A 13116-nucleotide genomic window follows, 5' to 3' on the forward strand; every position below is an offset into this window, starting at 1 on the left:
CTTATAACTAACTGTGTATCAACCGCCCCATTTTGAGGAAAGACAACAACAGGCGCTACTTGAGTGTAAAACGAACATTGGCAACAAATAGTCAGCTAATCCGTTGAAAAAGAAACAAAAACACTGCCAAAAAGTTCGTCCTCCCGCTTTGGATACAATCTTGCTATGACTAAACTAAAGAACTTCATCGATACTTCCATGTCATACCTAAAAAAAACGGTGGTAACGCTGGCAAGCTCACTCACGGTTACGGTGGTTTTCGCCTTCTTGGTGTCGCTGGCCTGTCAGCCACGCGAGGCCGATGCGGAGACCACCGAGACGCCGGGGACAATCGCCCCCGCAGCGCTTCAACTGGAAAATGCTTTTCCCGGCTTGACCTTTAAACAGCCTGTGGAGTTTACGCACGCGGGCGACGGAACCAATCGCGTTTTTGTGCTCGAACAGGAGGGCCGGATTCGGGTGTTCGAAAATAACGCAGCTACAAAAACCGCCGATACGTATTTAGACATCGTCAGCAAAGTGGCTTCGGGCGGTGAAATGGGCCTTTTAGGGCTTGCTTTTCACCCGGATTTCGAGCAAAACGGTTATTTTTTCGTCAATTATACCAAAAATAATCCCCGCGAAACCGTTATTTCCCGGTTTAAAGCCACGGCCGGTTCAAACCGGGTCGATCCGGCAACCGAAACCATCCTGCTGAAATACGAACAGCCTTATGCCAACCACAATGGCGGCAAAGTAGCTTTCGGGCCAGACGGTTTTCTGTACATTGCCGCGGGTGATGGCGGCAGCGGTGGTGACCCGCAGAACAACGGGCAGAACCTGAAAACGATGCTGGGTAAAATCCTGCGGATCGACGTCAACAAAACCGACAAAGGGAACTACGGAATTCCGGCCGACAACCCGTTTGTCGGCAATGCCAACGCGCTTCCCGAAATCTATGCCTACGGACTGCGCAATCCCTGGCGCTTCAGTTTTGACGCCGAAACCGGTCAGCTTTGGGCGGGTGACGTTGGACAAAACAAACTGGAAGAAATCGATATTATCAAGAAGGGCGGCAATTACGGCTGGCGATTGAAAGAGGGTCAGGACTGCTACAATCCCGCAAATGACTGTAACCAGGGGCAATTGATCGAACCCATTCACCAGTACGTTCGTAGCGAAGGCGTTTCGGTGACGGGGGGAGCGGTTTACCGGGGCAGCAGCCTTCCCGACCTGAAAGGAAAATACATCTACGCGGACTTTGCCACCGGCAAGGTGTGGGCGTTGAGTTTTCAGGGCGACCAAAAAACCGGCAACCAACTCCTCACCAGCGAGGGCGGCCCGGTTTCAGCTTTCGGGGAAGACGCCAAACAGGAATTATACATCCTCGACCACAGTAGCGGAACGATCAAGCGGTTTGTTACCAAATAGACCACTGCTTTTCGATAAATGATGGACAGATTCCGCGTGGAGTCTGTCTTTTTTTGTGGTATTTTCTGTAGATTGGTACCAGGAACACCCCATGAGCACCATGTATACGACAACGATCCACACGCCGGTTGGACTGGCTGTCATCAGCGGCAACGAAGACGGTATTGCCAGTGTTCGGTGCAGTAATGATCCCGTCGCAGATTCGGCCTTTGTGCCGGCCATACTCTACAAATGTGCGCGTCAACTGGAGGAATACTTCCTGAATCGCCGACGGTCGTTCGATCTTCCGCTTCGTCCGCAGGGCACGCCCTTTCAGCGGTCGGTCTGGCAAATGCTGGCGGAGGTGCCGTATGGAAAAACCATGTCGTATATGGAATTGACCCGGCGTCTGGGCGACGAAAAAGCCATTCGGGCGGTGGCCGCAGCCAACGGAAAAAACCCGATCTGGATCATCATTCCCTGCCACCGCATCATCGGCTCCAATGGCGACCTGACAGGGTATGCGGGCGGTCTGGGGCGAAAAAAATGGCTGCTGGAACATGAGCAGGTTGCCAATGGTCAATTGAGTTTGTTTTAAGGTTGATATACTGGTTTTGGTATACGGTTTTCGGTATTTGATGCGTTGAATTTCTACAGGCATCAGCCATTGAAAATCTTTTTTTCACCCTAGCGTCTTCGTGTGAAATTACTCAACGCCCTGCTTCTTGTTTTGCTGATTACCAGCCTTTCCGGTTGCTTCTTCCGGAAATGGCGGATGAGCGACCGCGAAATTCAGAAGCATTTTGCCAACCGGCCCGTCAAACCGACTTTTGTTACCATCGAAAACGACAGCCTGAAACTGTTCGTCGCCAGCGTTGGTTCAGACACCCTGCCCCCGCTCCTGCTGATCCACGGAGCGCCGGGGTCGTGGTATGGTTATTTGCGGATGATCGATGACAGCGCCTTGTACAAGCGGTTTCACATTCTCTCCGTCGACCGTCCGGGTTACGGAAAATCGCGGAAAGGGCGAAAAGCCGTTACCTCCATTGCCAAGCAGGCGCAGTGGATCGCTCACGCCCTTAATCTGAATCATTCCGGAAAACCGGCGGTTGTGCTCGGCCGTTCGTACGGTGCGCCGGTGGCTGCCCGGCTGGCCATCATGTATCCGAGCCGGGTGAAACACCTTTTCCTGATTTCTTCGCCCCTCGACCCCGAAAAAGAAAAGTTTTTCTGGTTTTCGAAATGGGGAAAAATGGCTCCCGTCAAGTTGTTTATGGACCGGCACATCAATCTGGCTACCGCTGAAAAATATACGCATGTGGCCGAGCTACGTCAACTCGAACCCCTGTGGTCTAAACTGAATATACCGGTAACGTTGATGCAGGGCGGAAAAGACTGGCTGGTCGATCCGTCGAATCTGGATTATGCCAAAAAAATGCTGGTCGGAAAACCGGCGGAATACATTTTCCTGCCCGAATCGGGTCATTTGATTACCAATTCCCATTCCGAAATGGTGAAAAGTTTGATTCTCCGCAGTGCCGGGTATCCTTCCCCACCCGCCGATGAAACGGTCAATTGAGTTGTAGACAGGAGAATAAAGACAAGCGTGGAAAGAAAAAGCGATTGGGCAACGAAATCACAATATCTTTACCCGCTCGTCTTTTCTCTCAGGTCTTTATTCTATCGTTTTTTCTCTCGTTTAACCCAATGATTACCCTCGAAACCATCCAGGCGGCTCACGACCGCATCCGGTCACACATCCACCGTACGCCCATTCTCACCAACCGAACCATCAATGCCATCAGTGGTGTTTCGGTTTATTTCAAACCGGAAAATTTTCAGAAAATCGGCGCGTTCAAGGCGCGGGGCGGGTTGAACGCCATTCTGCAATTGTCGGAGCAGGAACGATATTACGGTCGCACACTCGGCCCCGTCACCACGCATTCGTCGGGCAACCACGCACAGGCCGTGGCCTTTGCCGCGCGGCAGGTTGGCACAAAAGCTTACATCGTAATGCCCCGAACGGCTCCGCAAGTCAAGAAAGAGGCCGTGCGGGACTACGGTGCCGAAATCATCGAATGCGAGCCGACGCTCGAAGCCCGTGAAGCCGGTGTACTGGAAGTGATGAAACGCACCGGGGCGGTTTTGATCCACCCATTCGACGACGACCGGGTGATTGCCGGACAGGCTACTGCTACCAAAGAATTGATCGAAGACGCCGATTACGAATCGTTTTTCGATGTCATCATGGCGCCGGTCGGGGGTGGTGGGTTACTGAGCGGAACGGCCCTGGCCACCCATTACCTCAGTCCACAAACGAAGGTGATTGCCGGGGAACCGGAAGGAGCCGCCGACGCCGTGTTGTCTTTCCAGAGTGGTCGGGTTGAGAAAGCGCCTTATATCAAAACCATCGCCGACGGCCTGATGACCAGCCTCAGCGAACGCACGCTGGGCTATATCCGGCAACACGTTTCGGACATCCTAACGGTTTCGGATGCGGAGATTATCGCGGCCATGCGGCTGGTTTGGGAACGGATGAAGATCATCATCGAACCTTCCTGCGCCGTTCCGCTGGCGGCTTTGCTGAAACACAAGGACCAGTTTGCCGGACAGAAAGTGGGCATTATTCTGACCGGTGGAAACGTCGATCTGGGCAAATTGCCGTTTTAGGGCCTGACCATTCGGCAACAATTAGACCGGACACAACTGGTTTGTCAACCGAACCAGTTCACTGTAACTCGTGGGCTTCACGAGCACAGTTCCCGTTCCCACTTCATTCAGGCACAGATTGTCATGGGTTTCGAAGGAAGATCCCAGAATTACTGTGGGAATGGTCCGCAAGTGACTGCTCAGTTTCAAGCGTTGCAGGGTCGCAAAACCGTCCAGTACGGGCATATTCAGATCCAGAATGATCAGATCCGGCCGGTCGGCATAGTCTGTCAGGTGATCCAGCAATTCCTGCCCGTTGGAAAACGTATAGAGCAGACAAGCGGGATGGTGTTTCTGGAAGGCCTGCCAGAGCATGAACCGGTCATCGTCGTCATCATCGACAATAAAAACAAGACGGTGTTTCAACAGCATATCGAATCTGATTTTAGAGTTGACCGTTTTTCGAACTTAATCTCAACAAGATAGCCGATCCAATCACTGGATCGGCTACTCCCTTTCTACCTAAAACGCTAAAGAAAACACACAAAATTTGATAAGAGGGGTGAAACAAGAGAAGAAAGACGTTCAGAGTATCGTAGATTTCGTTTCTTTTCTCTCTTGTCTCCCCTCTTTCGTCTACGTAAGCACTCGCCTTTTTCGCAGAACCTGCTGGCGACACCACTGCAATAATTGTATACGCTCCGGCGGGGAGAGCCATCGCAAAAGTTTCCGTAATTCTTTTCGGAAAAGCCGCCGGTCGAAATCAACTTTGTTCAGTACACACTGACTATATTCAAACCAGGACATATCAAGTAAGGGTTAAGTATTTCTACAAAGATGAGATACGCATCTTAAAACCCGCTTAGAGCCCGATTAAAAAAAAATTAGAATTTTCTTACAAAAGAAATAGCCGGTCTTCAGAAAAGAACCGGCTATCGGAATCACCTGAAATTAGCAATGTTACTCGCCAAAAACCTTCTATTGCAAGGAGCGTAAAGAGGTGAGACCAGGGCGTAAAGACTGATAAACAGCGCACAAATTCAGGTCTTTATTCTCTTGTCTCCCCTCTTTCTTCTATAATCTCATCTCTTTCCTCTCATCACAAAATTGACGCGGCTACATTAGAAAACGCTTAGAGCCGTCTTAGAAAAATGTTAATTCGGGCCTTCCAAAAGCTCCGGTTCCCGTCGCCAGGTTTTTGGAGCGGTTTCAGCCCGGCGATAGAAAAACCGGTACAGAATCGGAAAAATCAGCAGCGTCAGCACGGTTGCCGTCACCAAACCGCCAATGACGACCACTGCGAGCGGTTTTTGGGTTTCGGAGCCAATTCCGGTCGAGACTGCTGCCGGCAATAACCCGATAGCCGCCATCAAGGCCGTCATGACCACCGGACGAATCCGGCTCCGGATGCCCTGCCGGATGGCTTCGTCGAGCGGAAGCCGGTCGGCCCGGTTCTGGTTGAAAACAGACACCAGAATCACGCCATTCTGCACACAGATTCCGAACAGGGCAATGAAACCCACCCCTGCCGAAATGCCGAAGTTGATGCCCGTTGCGTGCAGCGCCAGAATCCCGCCCATCAGCGCAAACGGCACATTGAGCAGCACCAGACCCGCATCTTTGGGATTACCGAACGTGACAAACAGAATGACAAAAATGGCCGCCAGACTGAGCGGAACCACCTCCCCGAGCCGTTGGGTGGCCCGCACCTGGTTTTCAAATTCGCCCGTCCAGTTGACCGAATAGCCCTTCGGCAGTTTTTTCAGCTTCTGACTGACTTTACGCTGGGCCTCGGCAATGGTGCTTCCCAGATCGCGCTCCCGGACGGAGAATTTGACGCCAATAAACCGCTTGTTCAGATCGCGGTAGATGAACGCCGGGCCGGTGGTTTTACGCAGGGTTGCAATTTCGCTGAGCGGTATTTTACTCCCGTGCATCGTCGGCACCATCAGCCGCATGATGTCGTCTTCGGTTTTCCGGTAATGCTCGGCGTAGCGCAACCGAATGTCGAACCGGCGTTCTCCCTCATACAGAATCGAAGCGGTTTTTCCGCCAATCGCCATCTCGATCACCGCCTGGGCATCAGCCGTTGAAACCCCGTAGAGGGCCATTTTGTGGTCATGAAACAGGACGCTGATTTCGGGCTGGCCGATGTTCCGCAAAATACCGACATCCTTGATACCCGGCACATTTTGAATCGCTTCGATCACCTCATCCGCCAGTCCGTTGAGCGTCGTCAGATCCTCTCCAAAAATCTTGACGGCATTCGAGGCATTCATCCCAGCCACGGCTTCGGCCACGTTGTCGATGATCGGCTGGGAATAGTTATAGTTAATTCCCTGAAACTGTTTAAGTTTCGTATCCATCTCTTCGATCAGGTCATCGGTGGAAAGCTTGCGCCCAGTCCGGCGGTCCGGCCAGTCGTCTTTGGGTTTCAGGTTTACCTGCATCTGCACGTAATAGAATCCGGACGGATCGGTGCCGTCGTTGGAGCGGCCGGTTTGCGACAATACCCCGTTGACCTCCGGAAATTCCATCAGCTTTTTCCGCAGAACGCGCACCATTTTGGTGGTCTCACTCAGCGACGAACTCATCGGCAATTTGGCTTCCACCCACAATGCGCCCTCGTTAAGCTGCGGCAAAAATTCCGTTCCCAGCAAAGTCGCGGAGAAAAACGTCAGCCCCAGGCAAACCGTAGCGAACAGAAAGCTCAGTTGTTTGCGGGCATAACACCATTCAAAACCGGCGGTAACGGTATTGGTGAAAAACCGGACGATGAAATTGTTCTTCTCCCGGACGTTTTTCCGCAACAGCATGGAACACAAAACCGGCACCAGCGTCAGCGTGAACAACAAGGCACCCAGCAAGGCAAAACCGAGCGTCCAGGCCAGCGGGGAGAACATTTTGCCCTCCACTTTCTGGAACGAGAAAATCGGCAACAGCGCCGTAATAATGATCAGTTTGGAAAAGAAAACCGCTTTGCCCAACTCCCCCCCGGTTTTTTTGATCAGCCCGAGTTTGCTCATCCGGTTAAAGGTCGCCATGCCTTTTTTATGCGCCAGATGGTCGAGCGTTACGAAAATCCCTTCGACCATCACCACGGCCCCGTCAATGATGATTCCGAAATCGACCGCGCCCATTGACAGCAAATTGGCCGACATACCCCGCAAACGGAGACACATAAACGCAAACAGCAGCGCCAGCGGAATGATGATGGACACGATGACGGTGGTTCGCCAGTCGGCCATGAACACAAAGACGATGACCGTTACCAGAATGATGCCCTCGGTCAGGTTATGCATCACCGTTCGGGTACAGAACGCAATGAGGTTGTCGCGGTCGTAAAAGGTCACCATTTTCGTGTCCGATGGCAAGATCCGGGTGTTCAGCTCTTCGATTTTTTCCTTTACCCGCGTCAGAATTTCGCTGGGATTTTCGCCTTTCCGCATCACCACGATGCCTTCCACCACGTCGTCGTTGTCGTTCAAACCCACCTGCCCGACCCGGGGCAAGCTCGATTCGGCGACTTCAGCCACGTTTTTCACCAGAACCGGGTTGCCGTTCAGTTCTTCAATGATGATGTTTTCAATATCGGGAATCGACGTCAGCAGGCCGACACCCCGAACTACATAGGCTTGCCCGTTGCGCTCGATCACATCGCCCCCGACGTTGATGTTACTACGCGTGATGGCTTGGTATACTTCCAGGGGCGTCAGGTCGTATTTGGTCAGTTGTGTGGGATTGACCCGGATTTCGTAGATTTTCTCCTGACCGCCAAAGGCCACGACGTCGGCCACGCCGGATACACTACGCAACTGACGGTCGATCACCCAGTTGTGCAACGTCAGCAGTTCCCGGCTGTCGCGGGTTTTGCTTTCCAGCGTAAACCGGAAAATTTCACCCGTCGGGCCATACGGCGGCTGCACATCCGGCTCGACGGTTTCGGGGAGTGTTACCGTACGGAGCTGATTGTTGACCTGTTGCCGGGCAAAAAAGTCTTCGACCTCATCTTCAAAAATGATTTTGATGACCGACAATCCGAACATCGTGATGGACCGGACGTTCGTTTTCCGTTGCACGGAATTCATCGCCACCTCGATCGGCACCGTTACAAACCGCTCCACCTCTTCGGCACTCCGCCCGTTCCATTCCGTCACAACGATGATCTGGGTGTTGGTGACGTCGGGAAACGCTTCGAGCGGGGTATTTAGGTAACTCACCACACCGGCGATGATGAGTCCGGCGGTCATGAAAAAGACAAAAAACCGGTTTTTGAGCGAAAAGCCGACGATATTCCGAATGAACCTGTTCATATTTTCAATGAGTGCTTGAGCGAATGAGTGACGGGACCGCCCGCGCGGTGCGTAAATTGGGTAGATACGCTATCGGCATTCAGAGATTGAGATTTATTCACTCCTTCACTCAATCGTTGAGCGCGTCGTAAACCAGCAACTGATTTTTTGAGATTACCTGTTCACCGGTTTTCAGACCGGAGCGGATGTAGGCAATATCGCCCAGAAATTTGTGGACCTGAACTTCCCGGGTTTCGATGTCGGAGCGGCTTCGGAACACCATGACGTAGTATTTTGAATTGTCGAAAATAACCGCCGTGGAAGGCACCGTTGCCATGTTGGCGCCGTCGTCGAACCGCAGGGCCACCGTCGCGTGCATTTCCGGTTTGAGTTTCATATTTCCGTTTTTAAGCCGGATACGAATGGTCATGGCCTTGGTTCCGGGGTCGAGTACGCTGAAAATTTTATCGACTTTCCCGTGAAATTGCTGATCGGGATAACTCAGCGTTTGCACGTTGGCCGACATCCCGGCTTTCACCCGGCCAATGTCGCTTTCGTTGACGTTGGCCAGCACCCAGACGTCGCTGATCTGACCGACGGTGAACAGGTTGTCGGCGTTGTCGGAGCGAAGTTGCATGTCCCGGTTGACGTTTTTCTCAATCACAAAACCGTCGATCGGCGCCCGGACCACGTAGGTTGGCGTTTTGCCCAGGCCATAAATTCGAAAGATTTCCTTGACCCGGCTGAGTTCGGCCTGGGCGGTTTCTACGTCTTTCTTCGCCGAAACCACTTCCCGCTGGGCGTTCAGTTTGCTCTCGAAGAGGTCTTCGGCTACACTCAGATTTTTCTGCGCCAGCAGCAGATCCGACTGGGCCTGAATCATTTGTCGCTCAAAATCCGCCACCTCACCCGACCGGATCACGGCCAGCTGCTGCCCTTTTTTCACGAAGTCGCCCAGTTCCACATCCACCTCTTCCACCACGCCCCCAACCAGCGGAAATACCTTGATCACCTTGTTTTCGTCGGCGGCCACCTTTCCCACCAACGTCAGCTCACTCCGGACCGGCTGGTTCAGAACCGTTTCCAGGTGGATGCGATTCATCATCGTATCCGACATCATAAAGGCCTTTGCCTCGCTTTCTTCCACCTTCTGATGGCAGGCCGTCGCCAGCCCCAGTGTTCCCAGCAATAGACCGCTAACGAGTTTGTTCATCCTGTTTTTAGTTAAAAAGCTCCTCTCCCACGACGTAATTCAGTTCTTCATATGCACTGATGCGGTCGGCTTTGAGCCGGTTCAGTTCTTTGGTGCTTTCGTTGTAGGTCTCGATGAGGTCGATAAACTCCAGCAGGGAGATGTTGCGCTTCTGAAAATTGGCAAACAGACCCTGGTTCAACAGCTCGAATTGTTCCGAAAACCGCGATTCGACCGACTGGACCGTCCGCTCGACTTCCTGGACTTTCTGCAAAGCCGCCAGCACTTCGTTGTTCACCTGCACGGCCTTCTGATTTTGAATCTGTTTCTGGTAGTCGATCTGGCTGCGGGCGGCTTTGATGGCCCCCTGGTTGCGGTTCAGAAACGGCAGATCCATCGCCACCGAAACGCCGAGGTAATGCGGAATATAGCTCCCTGCCTGATCATACGTTCCGCCAACGCGCAAATCCGGCACCGCCAGCGCCTTTTGCAACGTATAATTCAGTTCCGACTGCCGGGTCAGCGACTGGTTGGCAAGCACATCCGGCCGGTTCTGCAGCGCCCGGCTTCGCAGGGAGTCGACCGGCTGGTTGGGAAAGCGGTATTGCTGGAGCTGGGCTTCGTTGACCAGTGGCAGAATGGGCTGATCGACTGAAAGCAACGTCCGCAAAAACTGCTGGTTTTCGGTCTGGCGAAGCCGGATTTCCAGCCGGTCGTTGTTGAGTTGAAACAGCAGGGCCTTCAGCCGGAGCAGCTCGCGCAACGACACGTTATTTTTGTCGAATTGTTGCTCAAAAGCCGCAACGGTTCCCTGTAAGGTGGTAATCTGACGGTCGTAGCGGGCGAGGGTTTCCTGCTGAAAGTAGAGATCGAAAAAGCGGCTTCGAAGTTCAAACCGGAGCGAGCGCAGCAAATCGGCAAACTCGTAGTTGTTCAGCCGGGCCGATTCCTGCGCCAATGAAATGCGTTTGTTCCGTTTCCCGGCGGTGTAGAGAAGCTGCTGCACCGAAATGATTTTCTGCCCCTGCCGACCCACGTCCAGCACCCGGCTCCGCTCCGTATTGTAGGCACTGATTTCAAGAAAAGCCGTCGGGTTGTCGTATAGACTGGCCTGAATAATGTCTGCCTGCCCGGCTTCGATTCGAAACCGGCCCGCCAGCAGCAACAGGTTATTTTTCAGAAACAGACTATCGGCCTGTCGGCGGCTCAGTCGCAAGGTGTCCTGCGCCTGTCCGATCAGAGAAAACAGGCAACACGCACTAAAAACAGCTAAAATTCGCATTCCATTCGGTTCTCACAATGCCGATGCAAGGTTTGCCGAGAGAAGTTAGAAGTCTGTTAGAAGCGAATTAGAAAAAAGTTAAAGAGCCGTTAAAAAAAAATTAGAAACTCAAAGATGAGTGATCTGGATGGTAAACTGACTCCCTTCATTCAGGCGGCTTTCCACGGCGATGGTGCCCTGATGCAGCTCCAGAATCCGCTGACAAATGGAGAGTCCAATCCCAAACCCTTCATAACCAGCGGCATTGGCAGAACGATAAAACGGCTCAAAGATCAACTCGGTTTCCTCCGGCGATAAGCCGATTCCCTCGTCGCGGACACGGACCCAGCACGAACGGGCATCGGTACCGAGTCGGACATGGGCGGTATGATCCGCGGAATATTTGCAGGCGTTGTCCATCAGGTTCAGCAAAACCCGCTTCAGCAATTCTTCATTTCCCGACACGGTGGTTTCGGTTTCCGATTCGGGCAGATTATCGTAATCGAATTCAACACGGTACTGGGGCTTGGCACTCAGCAGTTCATCCCGGGCCAGCAATACGACTTCCTCCATCTGCACCGGGGCCAGCGGCATCTGGCTGATGTTTTCGAGCGTTCGGGCCAGAAACAGCAGGCTGTTGGTCAAACCAATAAGGCGGTCGGCATCCGATAGCAAATTGGTCAGAATGGTTTCATATTCATTGGCCGTTAGCCTCCGAAGCAGGCCCAGTTGAATTTCGGATTTGAGGGCCGCCAGGGGCGTCCGGAGTTCGTGAGATGCGTGGGAAACGAAGCTGCGCTGCTGTTCGAATGCCTGCTCAAGTCGCCCCAGCACGGCGTTGAAATTGACCGCCAACTGATCGATTTCGTCTTGGCGGTCACCCTCATCAAGCCGTTGTCGGAGATTCCGGGCGGTAATGGTCGAAACCTGGGTGTTGATCTCGTCAATGGGCCGCAGCGATTGCCCGGCGAAGAAAATGCCCAGGCCGATGGTCAGACTAATCCCCCCCAACAAACCCCAGATCAACGTGATGCGGAGGTTTTTCTGTTTATTCTGCCCGACGCGATCATTGGCCGACGCCAGCACCACCAGTTTTCGCCCGCCTTCTTCGTATAAAATCCCGGCCAGTTGGTTGTCGTCACTCCAGGTTTCAACCTCTTTGACTTGCCTGACCTCATCGAGCAATCCCCGTTGGTAGTGAATAATGTGGTCGTCGACGCTGGAATAGATCAGGCGGTTTTGTTCATCGAACACCAGCACTTTTTCGTCATACAGGGCCGTGAGCGTATTCCGGTCGATGATTTTGAGCAGATTATGATCCACTTCGTTGACCTGAATCAAAAACCGGGCGGTGGTGAGTGCCTTGCTTTTTAGCCGGTCATAGAAATCATCACGGCTGTAGGTGGCGGTGGTGACGTAAATAATGACCGAAAAGGCCAGCAAAATAGTGGCAACGATGAGCGAAAACTGAAGCGCGATCCGGTTTCTGATCTTCATCTGCTTACTCCACTTTTAAAACGTAGCCCATACCGGCGCGGGTGTGAATCAATTTCGGCTCGAAATCACGATCCATTTTTTTTCGTAAGTAGTTGATATACACCTCCACGACATTCGTACCAGGATCAAAATTGAGACTCCAGACTTTTTCCGCCAGGTCCATTTTGGATACGACCCGGCCCCGGTTGCGGACGAGGTATTCGAGCAGGGCGAACTCCCGGGCGGTCAAGTCGATGGGTGTGTTGCTGCGTTTAACCTGCTTGGTGGATAGATTGATTTCCAGATTCGCGATGCGCAACACCTCATCGGCGACGGTTTTATCGATCAGATCCGCCCGCCGGAAACAGGTTGCAATCCGGGCGTTCAACTCCCTGAAATCGAAGGGTTTCACCAGGTAATCGTCGGCACCCCGTTCCAGTCCTTCCACTTTATCTTCAATTTCACCCAGGGCCGTGAGCATGATGATCGGCAGATGCGGTTTTTCGGCCCGGACATTCCGGCAGATTTCATAGCCATTCAGACCCGGCAGGTTGATGTCCAGAATGATTAGATCGAATGGATGCCGCAACGCCAGATCACGCCCGTTGTAGCCTTCGTAAGCCACCTCGGTCTGGTACCCCTCCTCCATCAAACCCCGGCTGATGTTCTGGGCAATCCGGCGGTCATCTTCAACGATCAGAATGGTTTTCATACGGCTTTGAAATCAGGATACGTACCGAACTAACACCACAAACCGCCCCGACGGTTCTTGAAATCCAAATTCTAAGGGTATTCTAATGCCATCGCTCTCTCTTTCCAAAACGCTTCCCTGTCGGCTCACACGGTTTATTGGTCGA

At 52.7% G+C, this 13116-nt stretch carries 10 protein-coding genes; 4 read left to right on the forward strand and 6 right to left on the reverse strand.

Features of this window, described 5'->3' with window-relative positions; genetic code table 11:
• Positions 1–198: 198 nt before the first annotated feature.
• From FH871_RS07285 to FH871_RS07300, 4 genes are all read left to right on the forward strand, one after another.
• Entirely contained in the window at positions 199–1410 is a 1212-nt protein-coding gene (locus FH871_RS07285) for a sorbosone dehydrogenase family protein (RefSeq protein WP_138990769.1), read from the forward strand.
• A gap of 91 nt (positions 1411–1501) precedes the next feature.
• Positions 1502–1987, forward strand: a complete 486-nt coding sequence (locus FH871_RS07290) for a methylated-DNA--[protein]-cysteine S-methyltransferase (protein ID WP_306439231.1) — start codon at positions 1502–1504, stop codon at positions 1985–1987.
• Between the two features lie 102 nt (positions 1988–2089).
• On the forward strand, positions 2090–2968 hold the full coding sequence (locus FH871_RS07295; protein ID WP_229317112.1) for an alpha/beta fold hydrolase: 879 nt from the start codon (positions 2090–2092) through the stop codon (positions 2966–2968).
• A gap of 128 nt (positions 2969–3096) precedes the next feature.
• Entirely contained in the window at positions 3097–4059 is a 963-nt protein-coding gene (locus FH871_RS07300; protein ID WP_138990770.1) for a threonine/serine dehydratase, read from the forward strand.
• Positions 4060–4080: 21 nt separating this feature from the next.
• Here FH871_RS07300 and FH871_RS07305 read toward each other — a convergent pair whose 3' ends face one another.
• The 6 genes from FH871_RS07305 to FH871_RS07330 form a co-directional block, all read right to left on the reverse strand.
• Positions 4081–4464, reverse strand: coding sequence for a response regulator (locus FH871_RS07305; protein WP_171062788.1), 384 nt, complete (start codon positions 4462–4464; stop codon positions 4081–4083).
• A gap of 728 nt (positions 4465–5192) precedes the next feature.
• Positions 5193–8351, reverse strand: coding sequence for an efflux RND transporter permease subunit (locus FH871_RS07310; protein WP_138990772.1), 3159 nt, complete (start codon positions 8349–8351; stop codon positions 5193–5195).
• Between the two features lie 109 nt (positions 8352–8460).
• Entirely contained in the window at positions 8461–9543 is a 1083-nt protein-coding gene (locus tag FH871_RS07315; protein ID WP_138990773.1) for an efflux RND transporter periplasmic adaptor subunit, read from the reverse strand.
• Positions 9544–9550: 7 nt separating this feature from the next.
• Complete coding sequence (locus FH871_RS07320) at positions 9551–10804, reverse strand: TolC family protein (protein ID WP_138990774.1); 1254 nt, start codon at positions 10802–10804, stop codon at positions 9551–9553.
• Between the two features lie 108 nt (positions 10805–10912).
• Positions 10913–12280, reverse strand: a complete 1368-nt coding sequence (locus FH871_RS07325) for an ATP-binding protein (RefSeq protein WP_138990775.1) — start codon at positions 12278–12280, stop codon at positions 10913–10915.
• Between the two features lie 4 nt (positions 12281–12284).
• The gene (locus tag FH871_RS07330) at positions 12285–12971 is read right to left on the reverse strand and encodes a response regulator transcription factor (RefSeq protein ID WP_138990776.1); all 687 of its coding nucleotides are present in this window, start codon (positions 12969–12971) and stop codon (positions 12285–12287) included.
• Between the last annotated feature and the right edge of the window lie 145 nt (positions 12972–13116).

Origin of the sequence: Larkinella sp. C7, assembly GCF_006149005.1 — a bacterium.
Classification (GTDB): Bacteria; Bacteroidota; Bacteroidia; order Cytophagales; family Spirosomataceae; genus Larkinella.